Annotated in this window: 20 protein-coding genes and 1 pseudogene; 4 read left to right on the forward strand and 17 right to left on the reverse strand. The window is 60.1% G+C overall.

Going from position 1 to position 19211, the window contains the following annotated elements; translation table 11 throughout:
• From AB5Y85_RS13820 to AB5Y85_RS13850, 7 genes and pseudogenes are all read right to left on the reverse strand, one after another.
• A pseudogene (locus AB5Y85_RS13820) lies at positions 1–331 on the reverse strand (two-component sensor histidine kinase); the annotation flags it as partial.
• Positions 328–1014, reverse strand: a complete 687-nt coding sequence (locus tag AB5Y85_RS13825) for a response regulator (protein WP_257687028.1) — start codon at positions 1012–1014, stop codon at positions 328–330. The pseudogene AB5Y85_RS13820 and the gene AB5Y85_RS13825, both read right to left, overlap by 4 nt.
• Positions 1015–1144: 130 nt before the next feature.
• Complete coding sequence (locus AB5Y85_RS13830) at positions 1145–1777, reverse strand: tetratricopeptide repeat protein (protein WP_257687027.1); 633 nt, start codon at positions 1775–1777, stop codon at positions 1145–1147.
• 1 nt (position 1778) lies between these two features.
• Positions 1779–2648, reverse strand: coding sequence for an SDR family oxidoreductase (locus tag AB5Y85_RS13835; protein ID WP_257687026.1), 870 nt, complete (start codon positions 2646–2648; stop codon positions 1779–1781).
• Positions 2649–2690: 42 nt separating this feature from the next.
• The gene (locus AB5Y85_RS13840; RefSeq protein WP_005354042.1) at positions 2691–3344 is read right to left on the reverse strand and encodes a TenA family transcriptional regulator; all 654 of its coding nucleotides are present in this window, start codon (positions 3342–3344) and stop codon (positions 2691–2693) included.
• Entirely contained in the window at positions 3341–4807 is a 1467-nt protein-coding gene (locus AB5Y85_RS13845) for an AMP-dependent synthetase/ligase (RefSeq protein WP_257687025.1), read from the reverse strand. Before AB5Y85_RS13845 ends, AB5Y85_RS13840 begins: the two co-directional genes overlap by 4 nt.
• Entirely contained in the window at positions 4804–5478 is a 675-nt protein-coding gene (locus AB5Y85_RS13850; RefSeq protein WP_136501344.1) for a thermostable hemolysin, read from the reverse strand. The genes AB5Y85_RS13845 and AB5Y85_RS13850 overlap by 4 nt, the downstream gene beginning before the upstream one ends.
• Positions 5479–5622: 144 nt before the next feature.
• On the opposite strand from AB5Y85_RS13850, the gene AB5Y85_RS13855 reads away from it, so the two are divergent.
• Positions 5623–6270 (forward strand): class I SAM-dependent methyltransferase, encoded by a 648-nt coding sequence (locus AB5Y85_RS13855; protein ID WP_257687024.1) that lies wholly within the window; start codon positions 5623–5625, stop codon positions 6268–6270.
• A gap of 39 nt (positions 6271–6309) precedes the next feature.
• Here AB5Y85_RS13855 and AB5Y85_RS13860 read toward each other — a convergent pair whose 3' ends face one another.
• On the reverse strand, positions 6310–7698 hold the full coding sequence (locus AB5Y85_RS13860) for an FAD-binding oxidoreductase (protein WP_257687023.1): 1389 nt from the start codon (positions 7696–7698) through the stop codon (positions 6310–6312).
• A gap of 28 nt (positions 7699–7726) precedes the next feature.
• A complete protein-coding gene (locus AB5Y85_RS13865; RefSeq protein ID WP_088868668.1) occupies positions 7727–8650 on the reverse strand; it encodes an ABC transporter six-transmembrane domain-containing protein in 924 nt (307 codons plus the stop codon).
• A 107-nt stretch (positions 8651–8757) separates the two neighbouring features.
• On the opposite strand from AB5Y85_RS13865, the gene AB5Y85_RS13870 reads away from it, so the two are divergent.
• The 3 genes from AB5Y85_RS13870 (at position 8758) to AB5Y85_RS13880 (ending at position 11524) form a co-directional block, all read left to right on the forward strand.
• Entirely contained in the window at positions 8758–9351 is a 594-nt protein-coding gene (locus AB5Y85_RS13870) for a TetR/AcrR family transcriptional regulator (protein ID WP_139733378.1), read from the forward strand.
• A 105-nt stretch (positions 9352–9456) separates the two neighbouring features.
• Positions 9457–10683 carry a winged helix-turn-helix domain-containing protein gene (locus AB5Y85_RS13875; protein WP_257687022.1) on the forward strand — a complete coding sequence of 409 codons (1227 nt, stop codon included), beginning with the start codon at positions 9457–9459 and terminating at the stop codon, positions 10681–10683.
• Positions 10684–10774: 91 nt separating this feature from the next.
• Positions 10775–11524 (forward strand): ABC transporter substrate-binding protein, encoded by a 750-nt coding sequence (locus tag AB5Y85_RS13880; protein ID WP_139408141.1) that lies wholly within the window; start codon positions 10775–10777, stop codon positions 11522–11524.
• Positions 11525–11613: 89 nt separating this feature from the next.
• Here the strand turns inward: AB5Y85_RS13880 and AB5Y85_RS13885 are convergent, their stop codons facing one another.
• From AB5Y85_RS13885 to AB5Y85_RS13920, 8 genes are all read right to left on the reverse strand, one after another.
• Positions 11614–12738 carry a M20 family metallopeptidase gene (locus AB5Y85_RS13885; RefSeq protein ID WP_257687021.1) on the reverse strand — a complete coding sequence of 375 codons (1125 nt, stop codon included), beginning with the start codon at positions 12736–12738 and terminating at the stop codon, positions 11614–11616.
• Positions 12739–12763: 25 nt separating this feature from the next.
• Positions 12764–13231, reverse strand: a complete 468-nt coding sequence (locus tag AB5Y85_RS13890) for a YjiG family protein (protein ID WP_005335063.1) — start codon at positions 13229–13231, stop codon at positions 12764–12766.
• Entirely contained in the window at positions 13228–13956 is a 729-nt protein-coding gene (locus tag AB5Y85_RS13895) for a nucleoside recognition domain-containing protein (protein WP_064340831.1), read from the reverse strand. The genes AB5Y85_RS13890 and AB5Y85_RS13895 overlap by 4 nt, the downstream gene beginning before the upstream one ends.
• Before the next feature lie 252 nt (positions 13957–14208).
• Positions 14209–14565: a fumarate reductase subunit FrdD gene (gene frdD / locus AB5Y85_RS13900; protein WP_005335059.1), complete on the reverse strand. Its 357-nt coding sequence runs from the start codon at positions 14563–14565 to the stop codon at positions 14209–14211.
• 10 nt (positions 14566–14575) lie between these two features.
• Positions 14576–14974 (reverse strand): hypothetical protein, encoded by a 399-nt coding sequence (locus tag AB5Y85_RS13905; protein WP_005335058.1) that lies wholly within the window; start codon positions 14972–14974, stop codon positions 14576–14578.
• A 16-nt stretch (positions 14975–14990) separates the two neighbouring features.
• Positions 14991–15725, reverse strand: coding sequence for a succinate dehydrogenase/fumarate reductase iron-sulfur subunit (locus tag AB5Y85_RS13910; protein WP_005335057.1), 735 nt, complete (start codon positions 15723–15725; stop codon positions 14991–14993).
• Positions 15718–17502, reverse strand: a complete 1785-nt coding sequence (gene frdA / locus AB5Y85_RS13915; RefSeq protein WP_064340833.1) for a fumarate reductase (quinol) flavoprotein subunit — start codon at positions 17500–17502, stop codon at positions 15718–15720. The genes AB5Y85_RS13910 and frdA overlap by 8 nt, the downstream gene beginning before the upstream one ends.
• A 509-nt stretch (positions 17503–18011) precedes the next feature.
• On the reverse strand, positions 18012–19211 hold a 1200-nt coding region (locus AB5Y85_RS13920), incomplete at its 5' end, for a methyl-accepting chemotaxis protein (RefSeq protein WP_368221593.1).

Below are 19211 nucleotides of genomic sequence, written 5' to 3' on the forward strand. Positions count from 1 at the left end.
GATTGCGTTCGAACTCGTGGCCGTAGGGGGTGATCTCCCGATCCTCGCCGGTCAGGTTGAGACTGGGGTCTTTTTGCCACTCATCGGGATTTTGCGCCTCCCACTCCTGATAGATGGTGCCGTTGGCGGGCAGTTGCCCCTGTTGGGCCATGTAGCGGGCCAGCAGCTGATTGGTGATGCGGGCCGACTGGGCGAGGCGGGCATCAAACAGCTCCTCCATTTCGTGGCTCGCCTCCATGTAGCCGATAAAGGCGCTGATGGTGAGACTCAGGCTCACCAGCGTCAGGATACCGGTGAGCAGAAAGCGACGAATGGAGCGCGGGCGTTTCATCGTGCGGGTGTCCGGTTTGGCTGTTCGAGCTGGGGAATGATGTAGCCGACCCCGCGAATATTGCGGATGAGGTCGCCGTAGAACTTCTTGCGCAGATGGTGGATATGCACCTCTACCGCGTTGCTCTCGGCGCCTTCATCCCAGCCGTAGAGGCTCTGTTGCAGCTGATCCTTGCTCAGCACCCGGCCGCTCTGGCTGATCAGCTCCTGCAGCAGCTTGTATTCGTGGGGGGTGAGTTTGACCGCCTCCCCCTGATAGGTGACCTGCTGGGATTCTGGATAGATGAGGATGTCGCCATACTCCAGTACCGCCTGAGCTTGCCCCTTGCTGCGACGAACCAGGGCGCGCAGGCGGGCGTTGAGCTCCTGCAGGGCGAAGGGCTTGACCATGTAGTCGTCGGAGCCGGCATCAAGGCCGACCACCCGATCGTCCAGCGCATCGCGGGCGGTGAGGATCAGCACCGGCAGCTGGTGGCCCTCCCGTCGCAACTTGCGCAGCAGGCTGAGGCCATCGATGTCGGGCAGATTGAGATCGAGGATCAGGGCGGCGAACTCGTCGCTCTTGAGGGCTGCCAGAGCGGGCAACCCCTGTTGCAGCCAGTCCACCGTGTAGCCGCTATGGCGCAGTGCATCCTGCATACCATCCCCCAGCATCACATCATCTTCCACCAGCAGGATCCGCATTCTTTTCTCCCTGTTTGTTGGGTGTGGCGATCTGGCTCAGCGCCAGGGCGTGCCGTGGCATAAACAACCCTGCCCACCAGTATGCAAGCTGGTGGGCAGAGTTTAAATAGTTCTTTGATCCATCAGGGTTTTATAGCTTGGCCAGTCGATCGCGGATCTCCATTCTGCGCCCTTCGTCGGCCACTTCGCGGCCCGGGCGGGCCGGGGCGGCCAGCGCCTTGTCGAGATAGGTTTTGGCCTCGGCTTTGCGACCCTGATCCAGCAGGAAGTCGCCATAGAAGAAGTTGGGGTCGATGCCATCCGGATTGATGGACAGCGCCTGCTTGAGCAGCTGCTCCGCCTTTTCGTCATCGCCAAAGCCGACCGGCCACCCGGGCACCTGATAGTAGAGGGAGCCCAGACTGGTGTAGGCGGAGCCGTCCAGCGCCTTGGGATCCTGTTTGAGTGCCAGCTCCAGCTTGGCTTTGGCCTCTTTCACCAGACCCAGTGCCCCCAGCCCCCCTTTGGCCCCCGCCCAGGTGCTCTTGACGATGGCCGACCAGATCAGCAGATCGGCGCGAAAGGGCTCCTTGGCGCTGGCCGCTTCGGCCTGGGTGCTCAGGGTCTCGAGGCAGCTCTCTTTCCCCTTGCCAGTCTGTTGATACTGGCAGACGGCCCACTGTTGCTGGATGGGGACGAGGGCATCACCCGCGGCCATGACCGAGGTGGACCCCAGCAGGATGGCGATGGCACAAGAGGTCACTGATTGACGGAAAAAGTTCATATTAATGCTCCTTCTTGGTCGGGATCGGGCGGGACAAGTCTGGTTGTGGCGCACTGTTTGCGCCGGCATCAGCCGTCCCTGGCTGAAGATGACGGGCATAACGTTTGATGATCGGCAGCTGTCTGGCCAGCGCCTTGTCGACGATGCCGGGCAGCAGGGCATTGAGCCGCACGAACAGTTTTTCCGGCCAGCCGAGCCAGCTGCGGCGGGTTTCGTTGCACAGGGCGATGACCGCCTCTTCGGCCACCTCCTGCGGGCTGTCGGTCTGGGTGCCGAGCGCCGCATTCATCTCGTAGGCGGCCTCAGAATTGAGTTTGGTGCGGGTGGCGCGTGGGGCGAAATGCAGCACCTTGATGCCGCTGCCCTCCAGCTCTCGTCCCAGCGCTTCGCTAAAGCCGCGCAGGGCAAATTTGCTGGCGCAGTAGACGCTGTAACCGGGGTAGCCGATGCTGCCCAGGCTTGAGCCCATGTTCATGATGATCCCCGGCTTGCGCATGGTTGGCAGCAGGGCACGGGTGAGCTGGATGGGCGCCTCGATATTGAGCAGCAGCTGGCGCTCCACCTGCTCGAAGCTCTGATCTTCCAGCCAGGCAAACTGGTTGCAGCCAGCGTTGTTGATCAGGATGTCGATCCCGTCCTTCAGCGCTGGGTGTTGCAACAGCTTTGCCCGCTCCTGCGCAGAGCCGAGGTCGGCGAGCACCACCTGATGGCGCTCGGGATGAGGCAGTGACTTGCACAGCCGCTCCAGCGTCGGGCCGCGACGTCCGTGCAGTAGCAGGTGTGCCCCCTGGGCGGCCAGCTCCTGCGCCAGCTCTTCACCTATGCCACCGCTGGCGCCGGTGAGCAGCACGAGTTTCCCTTCAAGGTTCATGGTATGGATTCCCTTTTTGCTGTCTGCTGATCCGCTGCCGACTTACGGTGTGGCGGTGAGGTTGTAGAGCATCTCGCCATAGAGGCGGTAGACCACCTTGGCCCCGTGGATGATGGCGGCCTGATCTGCCGGGCTCTCGACCTTATCCATCAAGGATTCAAAGAACTTGAGGTGCTCCTGATCCAGGGCGCCGTGGGAGCTCAGGTAACTCATCGCCTGCGGTGGCAGGCCGAGTCCCTTTTTCAGCTGGTCGGCGACGGTGAGAGCGATGGCGACGCTGGTGCCTTCCAGTACCTGCACCATGCCGAAGAAGCCCATGGGGTTGCCGCGCTGGATCTGGTCGTAGAGGAAGGCGACCATCAGCTCGATGGGCAGCCCCGGCTGGCCGTGGCGCACCGCCTCGGCATCGCCGCCACAGGCGCGGATATCGTTGAGGATCCACTCCTGATGGCCATACTCCTCGTCGATGTACTCGGCAATGGCGCCACGCACCCACTCGTACTCCTGACCCAGCTTGCCGCCGGTTGCCATCAGGAGTGGAACTGTGTGGCGCACGTGGTAGTAAGCCTGCGCCAGAAAGGCGAGATAGGTGTCACGGCTGATATCGCCACGGCGGCAGGCTTCGATAATGGGGGCGTTGAACAGATGCTCACGCTCCTGAGCTGTGGCTTGTTGCAGAGTCTGGTAGAAGCTCATGACGATTCTCCTGTAAGGCATTGGCTGATTTGCCGGGAAAAGTGTTGGTAAATCTCGTTGCGACGGGGGCGCCCGTTGGCGGTCAGCAGCCCGGGATGTTGATCCAGCGCCACCGGCAACCAGTGGTGCAGCCGGGCATAATCGGGCAGCCGCTGGTTCAGACCTGCGATCTGGCGTGGCAGATCCGCCTCTTTGCCCGGCAGGGGCTGGATCAGCGCCACGTTGGCGGGTTGACCATCGCCAAACACCACGATGCGGGCGATGGCGGGGCAGAGCTGTGCTTCGGCCTCCACCCACTCGGGGGAGAAGTTGCGGCCAAAGGCGGTGATCTGGACATTCTTCTTGCGCCCGGTGATATGGAGGTAGCCTTCTTCATCGAGGTGGCCCAGATCGCCGGTGGCGATCTGTTCGGGAGTCGGTTCGTTGCTGCCGAGATAGCCCAGCATGGCACTGCCGCTCACCATAATTTCGCCGTCGCTGGCGATGGTGACCTGGCAGTGGAGCAGGGGGCGGCCGATGCTGCCGAGCTTGTCAGCATCCGGGCTGTTGAGCGCCACCACGGAGCCACACTCCGAGAGGCCATAACCTTCGTATACCGGCAGTCCGAGCTGGCGGGCATGTGTGATCAGGTCGGGGGCCACCTTGCCGCCACCGACGGCAATAAAGCGCAGGCTCTTGAGCTGCTGGGCCAGCGTCGGGGTGCTGGTGCAGAGCGCCAGCAGCAGGCGCAGCAGTTCGGGCACCAGCACCAGACTGTGGGTCGGCCAGCGCAGCAGGGCTTCCCCCAGCATGGCTGGATTGAGCGAACTGGAGCCGGTGAAACCGAGCTCCCCGAGGGATGGAATGCGGCTGCAGGCGCCGGTCAGCAGCGGCACATAGAGGCCGGTGATGTTCTCAAGCAGGGTCGCCAGCGGCAGCAGGGTCAGGTGTTTTTCTACCTTGGCTGGCGCGACTCGCTCGGCCAGCGCATGGCTTACCGCCATCATCTGGGTCAGTGACAGGCAGACGCCCTTGGGCTGGCCCGTGGTACCGGAGGTGTAGGTGATCTTGGCGGTACCCTTGGGCAGCGCCGGTCGATTAGCCGGTATGTGGCGCCAGAGTGGCAGCTCGCCGGTGATCAGCGAGAGCGGCTCGGCGGCATGCCACCCCTGATGATGTGGGCCCACCAGCGCATCGGCACCGCTGCTCTCCAGCAACCAGGCCTGCTGGGCCTGACTGAAGAAGTGGGGCACCGGGATGACAACGATACCGGCGCGGGTGCAGGCGAGATCCAGCAGTGCCCAGGGCAGGCCGTTGTCCAGTTGCAGCGCCAGACGGCTGATGTCGAGCTGTTGCAACTGGCTGGCCAGACGCTGGATCTGTTGCCACAGGGTCTGGTAATCGAGACGCTGCTGGCTGCTCAGCAGCGCTGGGGATTGCGGATCCTCGTGGGCCTGTTTGGCGATGGCGTCGAACAGGCTCATTGGGCGCACCTTTTTTGATGGGTCTGGTTATCACTGCTCTTGCCGGCATCGTCAAACAGGGTTGGCATGGGGGCCAGCAGATTGAGCAGCAGGCTGCGCTGGGCCAGCACCTCGCGCCCCTGATTGATGTCGCCCACCATCACTTTGGGTTGGCAACGGTAGTACTCACCCCAGGCATCGGCGTCGGCTCCCACCTGATAGGCCTGTGCGGGGGCCAGCTCCACCGGATTGAGTTGCAGCCGGGCAAAGCTGTTGCGCAGCTTGGCAGTGCCGGTAAAGACCACGTAGTCGAGGGCGTTTTCACACAGCAGACGACAGAGGGCCGCGAACATCAGGCGGGCATTGCCCGGTTCGCTGCAGGCCAGATTGCCCACTTCGATAATGCGGTTGCGTGCCGGGTAGACCCCGAGGCGGGTGTTGATGGCGGCCTCGATGGGTTGCTCCAGATACTGTTCCAGATAGAGAGGCCCCTCACTGGCATGATTGAGACCACAGGCACCGACCAGCGTCCCGTCCGCCCGATAGAGCCCCAGCAGGCAGGGGAGAAAATGGGGGATGCGGGCGTTGAACTCGAGGGTATAGGCTGCCTGGATATAGGTTTGCAGCGCCATGACCTGCTGCGGGGACTTGGCTAGCAGCAATCGGTAGGGGGCCTGGATCTCGATGGTCATGGGGGACTCCTTCTTTTGCGATGGTTTGAGAGTAAAAGGGCAAACTTAAGAAACCCTTAAGGAGCAAAAAAAGTTGTCAGCGAGGCAGCGGGCAGGCAATCTGCGTCGCTGTTATCCAACAGGAAGCACCCAAGAGGAACCGTCATGTCATCCCCCGTCAGCTGCCCCCTGTGTGCCAGCCATCACTCCTATCCCCTGACGGTGGCGGGCAAGCGCTATCACCGCTGTCGCCAATGCGAGCTGGTCTGGCTGGATGCGGGCGATCATCTGGATGAGGTGGCGGAGAAGGCGGTTTACGACGGCCACGACAACCGGGTGGATGATCCCCGTTATCGCACTTTTTTGATGCGGGCTTTTGGCGAGGTGCTGAGTCGGGTGCCAACTCCTGCAAGTGGCCTCGATTTTGGCTGCGGTCCCGGCCCTGCGCTGGTGGCGATGGGGCGCGAGGCGGGTTACCAGATGGCGGGGTATGACAAGTTCTACGCCGATTTTCCAGAGTTGCTGACGCGTCAGTATGACTTCATCACCAGTACCGAGGTGATAGAGCATATCGCCGAGCCGCGCACGGTGCTGGCGCAGTTGTGGGATTGCCTCAAGCCCGGTGGCCTGCTGGTGCTGCAGACCCAGCGGGTGCTCAGTGACGAGCGGTTTAAAAACTGGCGCTATCGCCACGACCCGACCCACATTGTCTTCTTTGCCGAGGCATCGTTTCAGGTGCTGGCCGCCAGCTGGCAGGCCGAACTCAGCTTCCCCCACGCCGATGTGGCGGTATTGCAGAAAGGCACGCCCTGAGGCGTGCCTTCGTCTGTTACTCGTTGGGTTCGCCCGGCGCTACTCCTTGTAGCCCTTGTCCTGCCACTGGTAGTACATCAGGGCAGATTTGACGCCGATTGACTTGAACGGCTCTGGCGGCAGCCACATCGGCAGACTCTGCTCGGCGTGGTTGAACCAGGGATGCTCCTTGCCTTGATAGAGGCTGGCCACGATGTCGCCAAACAGGAAGGAGAGGTTGATGCCGTGGCCGTTGTAGCCGAGGGCGTAGTAGATGTTCTTGTGCTCCCCCATTACCCCCACCGCTTCAGTGCTGTCGCCGGTCATGCCGAGCACCCCGTCCCACACCTGCTCAAATTTGATCCCCTTGAGGGCCGGATAGAGGGTCACCAGCTCGGTCATCATCATTTCGCTGACCCGGTTAAGATCGCCCTTGTAGTTGAGGCCGTCGTTGAACACGTACTCGGCATTGCCGCCACCGATGACGATGCGGTTATCCGGGGTCAATACCAGATGGAACAAGATGTTGCGGGTGTCGTAGTAGGGCACCCGACTCTGCCACTGGATGGCGGCCAGCTGTTTTTTGGTAAGCGGCTCGGTGACGGCGCTCTGGGCGTGCACCGGAAAGACCCGGCCGCTGAAGTAGCCAAGCTTGGAGGTGTAGCCGTTGGTCGCCAGCACTATGCTGTCGGCGGTCACCTTGTACTTGTCGGCTACATTGAGCTCGATCTGCTTGCCCTCCTTGATCCCCAGCACCGGGCTCTGCTCATAGATGGTGACGCCCGCCTGCTCCACCGCCTTGCGCAGGGCATTGACCAGTTTCATGGCTTGAACCTGACCGCCATTGGGGTCGTAGACCGCCCCCGCGTAGCGGTCGGTGCCCAGTTTCTCTTCGGTGGTGTCGGCGTTCCAGTACTGGAGCAGGATGCCGAGGCGATTGGCGGTTTTTACATAGTCGCGGTACTCGGGGATATCCTCCTCATCGAGGATCGCCTCCACATAGCCATCGAGCTTGAGGTCGGCTTCGACGCCGGTTGAGGCGACCAGCGCCTGCAGCTTGCGCATGCTGGCGACGGTGAGATCGTAGTGGCGCTTGCTCGCTTCCCCCTCTTCATAGAGATCCATCACCTCGGAGCCCGGCAACACCATGCCGCCGTTGCGGCCCGAGGCACCACTGCCCACCTGCTTGGCTTCGAAGATGGCGATCTTGAGCGACGGATTGGCTTTGGCCAGATGCCAGGCGCTGGAGAGGCCGCTGTAGCCGCCACCTATGATGGCGATATCCACCTTCAGGTCTTGCGCCAGCGGGGCACTATCCTCTGCCGGTTTCTCCTTGAACCAGTAGCTGGTGTTGGGCTCAAAGTCGCTCATCTTGGGGCCGCAGGCGGCGAGGAAAAAACAGCTGATGCACATGGTCAACGCTCGTTGGTAAAGGGTGGTCGGATTCATCTTCTACTCTGGTTACAGATACAAAATATCAAATCATTTCATCGGGTTGGGCGGTATTAACCCGGCGGCCTATGTCTCTCAGCCGGGCCAGCTGATCGGCAAGACCGGGCCCCTCATCCAGGCTGGTGACAAAGTTCCAGAGGTAGGTCATCACAGCATAGACATGGCCTGCCGAGACCTGGGGTTGGGCCATCAGCATGGTGATGGCCAGCAGGAACAGCAGGGAGGCGCTGATGCCGACCGCCAGAAAGGCGAGTGCTTCCCGATCCGAAATCCGGATGCGGAGCCAGGCCAACGCGCGGTAGTGGCGGGCGAGGCTGGCTGACTGGGCATGGGTGACCAGCTTGACCTCGTGTTCCAGCCGATCGTTGAGCCGCTCGTGCAGCAGCTGGTTCTTGCGCGAAAAGCCGGGCAGCAGCAGGCCGAACAGCAGCAATACCCCCATGCAGGCGATGCCGACCCAGAACTCGATCACCATCAGCATCACGGCCGCCCCGACGATGGAGATCAGGCTGGTGGCCAGGATCGGGATATGTTTCTCGAAGAAGTCGACAAACTCCCGCGCCAGGGTGACCCGCGCCACTATGGTGGATTGCCCCTCCTGCTGCTGGCGTTGTGTCAGGATCACCGGCACCGCCAGTGCCGCATAGATATGGGTAAAGGTGCGGGTATCTACCGCCCGGCGCAGGGCGCCGATCAGCCAGAACAGCAGCACGATGAGGGCGTAGCTCGAGGCCTGCCACCACTGGCCCTTGACGATGGCGTCGATGGCAAAGCCGGCGAACAGGGGATAGACCACCAGCAGGATGTTTTCGAGGGCCACCAGCGAGAAGGTGCCCGCCAGCTTGAGGGGATTGGCCCGCGCAATCGCCCCCAGCGAACGACCGGCCGAGTGTGGCAACGGCGTGGCCTGCTCGTCGCAACTGGCTGCCGAAGTGGTTGGTGTTGTCATGGGTTATCTCCTAAGATGTCGGAAACGCTAAGTTTGAGCGAGTGCTCAAAGTTTGTTTGAGCGACTGCTCAAAGTCAAGCAGATCGATTGATATCGCAGGAGGTCAGATGGCACGCCCATCAGCAGAACAGCGCAAAGAGATGATCATCGAGGCCGTATTGGCCCTGTTTCGGGAGAAGGGGATGGCGGCATCGTCAACCCGTGATATTGCCGAACGCACCGGTCTGGCGCGCAGCCACGTCTACCACTACTTCAAGGATTGGAAGGAGCTTTGCCTCTGCGCCGTGGAGCGTTTCACCTATCAGGAGATCGCCGAGCAGCGGGAGTGGCTGTTGCCGCTGCCGGCCCGCGAAGCGTTGCCGCTCTTTGTGCGGGACAACCTGCCGACCAGTCAGGATGCCTCCTGGGCCATCTACCTTGATGCCTGGAACGAGTCACTGCGCGACCCTGTGTTTGCCGAGAGCTACCGCAAAATCATTTTGGCGTGGCGCGAGGTGTTGGATCTGATCCTGCAAAAGGGGATCGACAGCGGCGAGTTTGTGGCGGGCGATGCCCGGCGACTGGCGCGCCAGATCACCTCCCTCATCAACGGCTATGCCGATGACCTGATTCTGGAGCCGACCCCCGAGACGGTAGAGGCCACTTATCAAGAGATCATGCTGGTGGTCAATCAGCTGGTCTTGCCCCCGGCCCACTCATAGCGGCGCAGGTACACAAGGGGGGAGGCATGCCAGCGTGGTGCCTCCCCCGGTTTTGTTGGCTATCCGCCGGGCGCGCGATGGTCAGATACCAGGGAGCGGTTGTTGATGTCGATTACCCATTTGTCACTGCAAGATGCCCGTCATCTGCAACTGGCGGCGCAGGGGCTGCTTGCCCCCCGTCGCAGCAAGGCGACCCCGGCTGATCTGCTGGCCACCATTCGCCGTATGGCGCTGCTGCAGATCGATACCATCTCGGTGGTGGCGCGCAGCCCCTATCTGGTGCTCTTTAGCCGCCTTGGCCAGTACGAACCGCGTTGGCTGGAGCAGTTGCTGGCCGACGGCGAGATCTTCGAATATTGGGCCCACGAGGCCTGCTTTGTGCCCCGCGAGGATTACCGGCTGTTGCGCCATCGGATGCTCGACCCCGTCGCCATGGGGTGGAAGTTTTCGGCCAACTGGCTCGCTACCCATCAGCAGGAGATCGGTCAGCTGATCGAGCGTATTCGTCAGCACGGCCCGGTGCGGGCCGCTGACTTTGAACGCACAACCGGCAAGGGGAACGGCTGGTGGGACTGGAAACCGGAGAAGCGCCATCTGGAGATATTGTTTACCACCGGTCAGCTGATGGTGCGGGAGCGGCGCAACTTTCAGCGGGTCTATGACCTGGCTGAGCGGGTGCTCCCCGAGTGGTGTGATGAGCGGGATCTGCCGAGCATCGAGCAGGCGCAGCGGGATATGGTGCGCGCCAGCTGCCGGGCGCTGGGGCTGGTCAAAACCGGTTGGGTGGCGGACTACTACCGGCTGCGGCGCGGCAAATATGACGCCTTGCTCCATCAGCTGGCGGACGAGGGGGAACTGCTGCCGGTACGGGTAGACGGGTGGCAGCACGGCGCTTTTGTGCACGCATCTTTGGCCGATGAGCTGGCAAGGGCGCAGGCGGGCACCCTCAAGGCAACCCATACCACCGCCTTGTCGCCGTTCGACCCGCTGGTGTGGGATCGCAAGCGGGCCAGTGAACTGTTCAATTTTGACTATCGCATCGAGTGTTATACCCCGGCCCCCAAGCGTCAGTACGGCTATTTCGTGTTGCCCTTGCTCCATCGCGGCAAGCTGGTGGGCAGGATGGATGCCAAGGCCCATCGCCAGCAGGGGATCTTCGAGATCAAGAGCCTCTATCTGGAAGCCGGGGTGAGAGTGACCCGCACGCTTGCACAGGATCTGGCGAAAGCCCTGCAAAAGCTGGCTGACTGGCACCAGACCCCGCAGCTTCGTTATGGTGCCATTCCGGCCAATTTGCTGGCGTTGTGGCATGAAAGCGCCCCTGCAAAGTGAGCAAAATCCCTTCTGGGCTAAGCTGCAAGAGGGATAAACAGTCCGGGAGCGGGAGATGAAACGAGCGGGAACATGGTGGGCGGGATTGGCGATGGCTATCTTGTCCCCCGCGCTATGGGGGCAAGAGCCGCCAGTGAAGATCTGTCTGGGGGAGGGCAACGAGTGGGCCCCCTTTACCTATTGGGAGCGCAAGGACGGGGTGCCCGATACCAGCCGCCTGACAGGTTCTGCGACGACGCTGGTGCTCGATGCCCTGCAACAGAGCGGGCTCTCGCACCAGATCCGCTATCTGCCCTGGGCGCGGGTGCAGCAGGAGCTGGCGGATTATCGCCAGAATGGTCTGTGCGAGCTGACCTGGGATGCCAGCTACAAGCCGGAGCGGGCCGAGTTTGCCTTCTACAGCGTTCCCCTCTACTACACCCACCTCGGTTTCTTCTATCTCAAGCGCCGCTACCCCGAACCGCCGGATCTGCAGACGGTCAATCGCTCCCGGGTGTGCGGGGTGATTGGCTACAACTACACACCCTACGGGCTTGCGCAGGAGCCACGCCGGGTCAAGCAGTTGCAGCAGGCGCTCGATATGCTGGAGCGGGATCGCTGCGACTTTCTGCCGAGCGAAATCGAACCTCTGGTGGCAGGCATCAGCCTTGGCATCTACCGCAGCGAGAGCGGGTTGCTCAATCTCGCCCTGCCCAGCCGCAAGGGCTTCTATCTGCTGGTGAGCAAGGGCTCCCCCCGCGCCCACCAGCTGGTGAACATCCTCAATCAGTCGCTGGTGGCATTTCAGGAAGGGGGGCATACGGATGAGGTGATGCGCCGCTTCTTGCCGCCGATGGAGTAATAGCGAAGGGTTGCTGTCATTCAGGGGGAGCAGATAAACAGAGGGCCAGCCGGTGCAAACCGGCTGGCCCTTTTTTACGTGAGAGGCTGTCAGGCCACCAGACGGGTCAGTACCTTCACCAGCAGCTCGATGCGCGGGGCAATGCTGGCCAGGTCCAGATACTCCTCGTCACTGTGGAAACCGGCACCGATAGGGCCCAGACCATCCAGAGTGGGGATGCCGAGGGCGGCGGTCAGGTTGGCATCGGAGCCGCCCCCCACCTCTTGCCAGCTGATCGGCAGCCCCAGTTCGGCGCCACACTCCTCCACCAGCTGCATCAGTGCCTGGGTGCCCTCAGACGGCACCATGGCCGGTTTGTGGGCCTCGCGGGTCAGCTTGATGGTGACGCCGTTCAGATGCGGCCGCTCGGCCAGGGTCAGCAGATGATCGTTGATCTGGTGGTACTCCTGATTGTCCCAGAAGCGGACATCCACCACAGCGCTGGCATGGGCCGGCACTATGTTGGCGCCGTTGCCCCCCTCGACAATGCCGATGTTGAGGGTGGTGCCGCTCTCGAAGTTGGTCAGGGCGTTGATGGCCAGGATCCAGTGGCCCAGCTCGGTGATGGCGCTGCGCCCCTTCTGCGGTTCGTTGCCCGCGTGAGCCGCCTTGCCGGTGAAATCGATGCGATAACGGGCCATCCCCTTGCGCGCCTTGACCAGCGAGCCATCGGCGCGGGCCGCTTCGGCCACCAGCACCTGTTTTGCCTGTTTGGCCACTGTTGCCAGCCAGTCGCTGGAGTGCAGGGAGCCGATCTCCTCATCCGGGTTCATGCAGACGCAGATGCTCAGGCGATCACGCACCTCGCGGGGCAGTTCACGCAGGGCATAGACGATGTTGAGTAGGCCGGATTTCATGTCGGAGACACCGGGGCCGTAAGCGCGCTCACCATCGACGCTCATCGGGCGGGCGGCGGCGGTGCCGACCGGGAAGACGGTATCCATATGGCCGATCAGCATCACATCGATCTGCGCCGCTTCGGGCTGGTTGCGGATCTCCAGTCCGACCCCGGCGGCGCCGCAGTCGACCCGCTTGATCTGCCAGCCGCCCATCGCCTCATATTTTGCGGCCATCAGGTCGGCCACTGCCGCAATGCCCGGCTGGTGCAGGGATCCGCAATCCAGATTGATCAGCGGGGCCAGTTCGGTCAGGTATTGATCCAGAGAAAAAGTCATTGCTTGCTCCACTATCAGGTTCGGGTCAGAGAAGGATGTTCATCACCAGCATGGCGCCGAAGGCGTTGAGTACCGAGATGGCGACCATGATGGGGATGTAACGCCCTTCGGTGCCGATACAGCCGAGGATGCGGCCCATGTACTGCACCTGTGAGCCCATCAGGTAGATGGCTGGCGCCAGAATGGCGATGTGGGTGCCGTTGAGGATCCCCTGATCGAACAGGGTGATGACCACACCGACTGCGCCCCCCATCGACATCCAGGCGCCGATCAGCACGGCTGCCGCCTCACCGGGCAACCCGAAGATGGCCATGACAGGGGAGAAGATGGCGCCCATGGCATCCAGCGCGCCGGTGATCTGCAGCGCTTTGATGATGACGAAGGCCATCAGTACGTTGGGTACGGTGGAGGTGGTGGCGATGACCCAGCCCTTCTTGGCCCCTTCGACGAAGATATCGGTGACGATGGGTTTCTTGATGTTGGCCTGGCTCATTTGGCTTGCTCCTGAGTGTTGAGATTCTGCTGGGTGTTGTTATCGGTCTGCTTGCCTTCGCTCATATTGAGGTAGACCCGAAACAGGTTGGCCCCGACAAATTTGAAGGCGAACATCACGATGACAGCCAGACCGATGGAGGAGCTGACCGCCGGGCTGCCATCCGCCAGCGTCAGGGTGAACAGCACGGCGCCGGAGGAGAAGAAGTTGACGATGGTGGCACCAGCGGAGAACTGGAACATGGTGAATACGTCGGTTTCACGCTTGGTGATGAGCCCTTCATCCTTGAGCTGACGGGTCATGGCGGCACCGGCATCGGTACTCTGCAGGGAGGCGATAAGGGCGAGGCCGGTGTTGCCCGGGATCCCCATCAGCGGACGCAGCAGCGGGGTCAGCAACTTGCGGGCCGCTTCCAGCGCGCCGTAGTGCTCCAGCACATTGATCATGCCGAGGGCAAACATCACGGTGGGGATCAGGGTCAGGGCGAACAGAAAGCCATCTCGCGCCCCGTTGCCCCCCTTGCCGCGCATGTCGGTCATGGCGGTCTTGATGCCGTCACCATTCTCGCTGACGCTCTGGACCATGGTACCGAACGAACCGTTCAGCGTGGTGAAATCGAATACCCCGTACCACTCGCCGGATTGCAACAGTCCGGAGAAGAAGACCACGGCGAAGGCCAGTGCCAGGTAACTGCCTATGCTCACCGAGCGTGTTTTGTCTGTCATTAGCTAGCTCCATATGAATAATTATTTAATCTGAATAATTATAATTGATATGGATGTCACTAAATTGATGGTGGTCAAAATGGTTTGCTACAAATGACGAATGTATTGGGGTTATGTGACTGTGATCGCCATATGATTGGACGATAATCTGGTTTTTATCGAATTGTTTGAGTGAATAAAAAGCAGGGGCGGGATAGCGGGGCAATAAAAAACCGGGCACGAGGCCCGGTTTGGTCAATCAGTCAGATGTGATTACTGGAGTACCAGTACCATCAGCAGGCCGACACTAATGGCAGATACCAGGAAGGCAAAGCCATAGAACACATAGTGGTGCAGCTTGGTGGTGTGGATCCCCAGATCGTGCAGACCGTGGTAGATACGGTGCATACCGTGCCAGACTGGCAGGGCGATGATCACCAGCAGGATGCAGGCACCCCACCAGGAGCTGGCGAACGCGTGCACGCGGTCATAGCTCATGGTTTCCACGTCCATGATGCCCATGGGCACCAGCAGACCGGTGATGAGGACAATGACCGGCAGCAGCATGGCAACGACCATGCCACCCGCACCAAACAGACCCCAGTAAATTGGTTCGTCAGAACGTCTCATTGTTTTCTCCTCAGGCCACGATGATCAGGACAAGCAGGGACACCACCGCCAGCGCCACATACTGGGCGAGAACGATCGGCTTCTCCGGTACCAGGTCTTCACCACGGAAGATACGCATGGCTTTCGGCGCCAGGGCGAACCAGGTTTTGGCATGGAACAGGCACGCCGCCAGAGCGACGACATGGAACAGGATGGCGATCGGGCTTTGCAGGGATTCCAGCCAGCCGTTGAACGCTTCCTGACCCTGAACCAGGCGCATCAGGCCCCACATCAGCACAACGGCGTAGATGGAGACGAAGATACTGGTGCCTTCACGGATCATGTAACCGGTGTAGAAAGCGTTCTTCAGCCACCAGTCTTTCTTCATTTCGCGGACGTAAGGTTTACGTTTGCTATCAGTGTTGTTCATGGTCTCAATCCTGCTCTCAATCTGGCTTGAACATGGCGATCATGTAGTCCTTGGCGCTTTCGACCTTGCCAAGCTGGATGGCCGCCGCCGGATCGACGCCCTTCGGGCACACTTCGGAGCAGTAGCCCACGAAGGTACAGCCCCAGACGCCTTCGTCCTGGCTGATGATGCGCATACGCTCTTTGGCACCGGCATCACGGTTGTCGACGTTGTAGCGATAGGCCAGAGCCAGTGCCGCCGGACCGGTGAACTTCTTGTTGATGCCGTACTGCGGGCAGGCTGCGTAGCAGAGACCACAGTTGATGCACTGGGAGAACTGCTTGTACTGCGCCATCTGGGCCGGAGTCTGGATGTACTCGCCATCACACAGGCTGCGCGGCTCGCTCGGGATGATGTATGGCTTGATGCTCTCCAGCTTCTCGATGAAGTCGGACATGTCGACCACCAGATCGCGCTCGATCGGGAAGTTGTTGAGCGGCTCGACGGTCATCTTGCCCGGCAGATAGTCGCGCAGGAACGCCTTGCAACCCAGCTTGGGCACACCGTTGACCATCATGCCGCAGGAGCCGCAGATCGCCATCCGGCAGGACCAGCGGAAGCTCAGGGTAGAGTCCAGGTGATCCTTGATGTACTGCAGGGCGTCCAGCAGAGACATCTCTCTCTGGTATGGCACCTGGAAGGTTTGCATCCAGGGCTCGTTATCCTGTTCCGGACGGTAGCGCAGGATCTCAATTTCAATCATCTCAGCCATTCTTCTTAGCCTCGTCTTGTTTCTCACCCTCGGAGCCGTACACGCGTTTTGCCGGCTGGGACTTAGTGATCTTCACATCGGAGTAATCGATGGAGGGCGTTTCGCCATTTTGGTAGAACGAGAGCGTGTGCTTGAGGAAGTTCACGTCATCGCGCTCTTCGTAACCATCCAGACGCTGGTGGGAACCGCGGGACTCTTTACGATTGATGGCGGAGTGCGCCATGGCTTCAGCCACGTCCAGCATGTAACCCAGTTCGATGGCGTACAGCAGATCGGTGTTGAAGACAGAGGACTTGTCGTTGATCTTGACCTTCTTGTAACGGGCTTTCAGCTCGTTGATCTTGTCGATGGTGCCCTGCATCAGCTCTTCGGTACGGTAGATACCGACACCGGCTTCCATGGACATGCCCAGCTCGTTGCGGATATCGGCCGGGTTTTCGGTACCGTCTATGTCCATCAGGGAGAGGTGTTGCTTGATGAGCGCCTCGGCCTTGGCGGCCAGCGCTTCGGTGTTGCCATGCTTCTGAGTCTTGGCAAATTCACCTGCCTGCTCACCGGCCAGCTTGCCGAATACCACGATCTCGGACAGGGAGTTGGAACCCAGACGGTTGGCACCGTGCAGACCGACGGAGGCACATTCGCCCGCGGCGTAGAGGCCGGGCAGACGGGTGGCACACTTGTTGTCAGTCTCGATACCACCCATGGTGTAGTGGGCAGTCGGACGTACCGGGATAGGCTCTTTGGCCGGATCCACGTTGACGTAGGCTTTGGCCAGTTCGCAGATGAACGGCAGACGCTCTTTCAGGTACTTCTCGCCAAGGTGACGCAGGTCGAGGTGAACCACATCGCCCATCGGGCCCTGAATGACGCGGCCTTTCTGCTGCTCTTGCCAGAATGCCTGGGAAACACGGTCGCGCGGACCCAGCTCCATGTATTTGCTCTTCGGCTGGCCGATCGGGGTTTCCGGGCCCAAGCCGTAGTCTTGCAGGTAGCGGTAGCCATCCTTGTTCAGCAGGACGCCACCCTCACCACGACAACCTTCGGTCATCAGGATGCCGGTGCCCGGCAGACCGGTCGGGTGATACTGGACGAACTCCATATCACGCAGCGGTACGCCGTGACGGTAGGCCAGTGCCATGCCGTCGCCGGTGACGATGCCACCGTTGGTGTTGTAGCGATAGACACGGCCAGCGCCGCCGGTTGCCACGATCACGGATTTGGCCTGGATGAAGCGGGTGATACCGTTCTGGATGTCGAAGGTCAGTACGCCCTGGACACGGCCGTCGTCCACGATCAGATCAAGGCAGAAATGCTCGTCGAAGCGCTTGATGCTCGGGTATTTGACGGAGGTCTGGAACAGGGTGTGCAGAATATGGAAACCGGACTTGTCTGCGGCGAACCAGGTACGCGGAACCTTCATGCCACCAAACGGACGCACGTTGGCTTTGCCATCCGGCTTGCGGCTCCAGGGGCAACCCCAGTGCTCCAGCTGGATCATCTCTTTGGTTGCGTTGTTGACGAAGTATTCCACTACGTCCTGCTCGCACAGCCAGTCACCACCGGAGACGGTGTCGTTGAAGTGGTTTTCGAGGGAGTCGTCATCACGGACGACACCGGCGGCGCCGCCTTCGGCAGCAACCGTGTGGCTGCGCATCGGGTAAACCTTGGAAATCAGGGCGATGTCCAGGTCTGGCTGTGATTCGGCTATAGCGATAGCGGCGCGTAAGCCGGTACCGCCAGCACCGATGATGGCCACATCGGTCTTGATAATATCCACATCTGCCTCCTTAGGGATAGATTTGCTGGGCACGATTTTGCTCTATGAAAAAAATTCAGGCTTGATGCAAGTCAAACTGCTAGGTTTTATTCCCTTTTTATTGGTTATTTTTCTATAAAACACCCAAATCCCTGGATGAAAATGTCGTTATTATCGTCATTTTTTGGTGTTACTGAGCAGTTGAACACCTAGCTACGAGCACTTTAACTTCTGGATTGTACGTAGTTTTCTTTCAATAAAATGCGAATCACCTCTCTTTTTAGGTACTCGCGAAAAAAATTTTAAGTTTTTTATTGTAATTTTTTAATGAGAATTATTGGCATTTATCTATTCGGATAGAAATAGGTAATCCGAAATACTGCGGTGACCACGGCGGTGATCTGATAATTCCAGACGAATTACAAGGATTTCAAGGCGGGGGATTTGGCGGGTAATGTGAGATTACTCACTGAAAATTAAGCGCTATTTAGAAAAATAAAAGGGGCCTGTACGGCCCCTTTTGCTCATGCTCAAATGCGGAACATGCCGACCTGATTGCTCAGTTCACCCGAAATATTTTTAAGTTGTTCAGAGAGATGGCGTGAGCTGTCTGCATCCACTGCCAGTTCGTCCGAGACATCTTTCACTGCCTGAATGTTGCGACTTACTTCGTCGGTGACGGCCCGCTGCTCTTCAGCCGCGCTGGAGATCTGGGTCGCCATGTCGGAGATCTGGTTGATCGAGGTGGTGATCTGTTCCAGCGCATGGGTGGCGTTGTTGGCGTCATCCACGCTGTTCTGGGCCAGCAGCTGGCCTTCGTGCATGGTACTGACCGCTCCCTGGGTATTGCGTTGCAGGGTTTCGATCATATTGCGGATCTCGACGGTGGAGCTGTGGGTACGCTGTGACAGGACGCGCACCTCGTCGGCAACCACCGCAAAGCCGCGACCCTGTTCACCGGCACGGGCCGCTTCGATGGCGGCGTTGAGTGCCAGCAGGTTGGTCTGCTCGGCGATGCCCTGAATGGTGGAGAGGATGGTGTTGATCTCCTGAGCGTTTTTCTCCAGTTCCTGAATGATGTTGGAGGCCTGTTCCACCTGGGTGGCCAGATCGGTGATGGAGCGCTGGTTGCGGGCGATCACCTGCTTGCCATGCTCGCAACTGCTGGAGGAGCTGCGGGCCGCTTCGGCGGTCTGCTCGGCGTTGCTGGCGACCTCGACTGCGGTGGCTGACATCTCGTGTACCGCAGTGGCGATCTGGGAGATCTCGTTTTGCTGGCGTGCCAGCCCCTGATTGGCCTTCTCCGCCATGCTGTGGGAGGACTTGGCCTGCTGGTTGAGCTGGCCGGAGGAGTTGGAGATATCCTGCACCATCACATGGATCCGCTCGATGAAGGTGTTGACGTGTTTGGCAACCGCGCCTACTTCATCCTCACGTTCAATCTTGATGCGGCGAGTGAGATCGCCGTTGCCACGGGAGAGATCGGCAATCGCTTCGCCCAGGGTTTTCAGAGGGGCCAGCGAGCCGTTGATGGCGACATAGGAGAAGCCAGCCACGATCAATATGGTGATAAGTCCCTGAATAAGTGAGGAGGTGACCATGCGGCGTACCGACTGGTAAGCGGTTTCGTCATCCACCATCATGCCGTAATACCAATTGGTGTTGGGGATCGCGTTAAAGTCAAAGACCTCTTTCTTACCGCTGATCACCAGCTCGTTGATCGTACCGTC

Source organism: Aeromonas sp. R3-1, from assembly GCF_040908345.1.
GTDB lineage: Bacteria > Pseudomonadota > Gammaproteobacteria > Enterobacterales > Aeromonadaceae > Aeromonas > Aeromonas veronii.

Bases quoted from the DNA above. Each gene is read 5' to 3' on its own strand.
- AB5Y85_RS13825 (WP_257687028.1), bottom strand. From the start codon at position 1,014: ATGCGGATCCTGCTGGTGGAAGATGATGTGATGCTGGGGGATGGTATG.
- AB5Y85_RS13830 (WP_257687027.1), bottom strand. From the start codon at position 1,777: ATGAACTTTTTCCGTCAATCAGTGACCTCTTGTGCCATCGCCATCCTG.
- AB5Y85_RS13835 (WP_257687026.1), bottom strand. From the start codon at position 2,648: ATGAACCTTGAAGGGAAACTCGTGCTGCTCACCGGCGCCAGCGGTGGC.
- AB5Y85_RS13840 (WP_005354042.1), bottom strand. From the start codon at position 3,344: ATGAGCTTCTACCAGACTCTGCAACAAGCCACAGCTCAGGAGCGTGAG.
- AB5Y85_RS13845 (WP_257687025.1), bottom strand. From the start codon at position 4,807: ATGAGCCTGTTCGACGCCATCGCCAAACAGGCCCACGAGGATCCGCAA.
- AB5Y85_RS13850 (WP_136501344.1), bottom strand. From the start codon at position 5,478: ATGACCATCGAGATCCAGGCCCCCTACCGATTGCTGCTAGCCAAGTCC.
- AB5Y85_RS13855 (WP_257687024.1), top strand. From the start codon at position 5,623: ATGTCATCCCCCGTCAGCTGCCCCCTGTGTGCCAGCCATCACTCCTAT.
- AB5Y85_RS13860 (WP_257687023.1), bottom strand. From the start codon at position 7,698: ATGAATCCGACCACCCTTTACCAACGAGCGTTGACCATGTGCATCAGC.
- AB5Y85_RS13865 (WP_088868668.1), bottom strand. From the start codon at position 8,650: ATGACAACACCAACCACTTCGGCAGCCAGTTGCGACGAGCAGGCCACG.
- AB5Y85_RS13870 (WP_139733378.1), top strand. From the start codon at position 8,758: ATGGCACGCCCATCAGCAGAACAGCGCAAAGAGATGATCATCGAGGCC.
- AB5Y85_RS13875 (WP_257687022.1), top strand. From the start codon at position 9,457: ATGTCGATTACCCATTTGTCACTGCAAGATGCCCGTCATCTGCAACTG.
- AB5Y85_RS13880 (WP_139408141.1), top strand. From the start codon at position 10,775: ATGGCTATCTTGTCCCCCGCGCTATGGGGGCAAGAGCCGCCAGTGAAG.
- AB5Y85_RS13885 (WP_257687021.1), bottom strand. From the start codon at position 12,738: ATGACTTTTTCTCTGGATCAATACCTGACCGAACTGGCCCCGCTGATC.
- AB5Y85_RS13890 (WP_005335063.1), bottom strand. From the start codon at position 13,231: ATGAGCCAGGCCAACATCAAGAAACCCATCGTCACCGATATCTTCGTC.
- AB5Y85_RS13895 (WP_064340831.1), bottom strand. From the start codon at position 13,956: ATGACAGACAAAACACGCTCGGTGAGCATAGGCAGTTACCTGGCACTG.
- frdD (WP_005335059.1), bottom strand. From the start codon at position 14,565: ATGAGACGTTCTGACGAACCAATTTACTGGGGTCTGTTTGGTGCGGGT.
- AB5Y85_RS13905 (WP_005335058.1), bottom strand. From the start codon at position 14,974: ATGAACAACACTGATAGCAAACGTAAACCTTACGTCCGCGAAATGAAG.
- AB5Y85_RS13910 (WP_005335057.1), bottom strand. From the start codon at position 15,725: ATGGCTGAGATGATTGAAATTGAGATCCTGCGCTACCGTCCGGAACAG.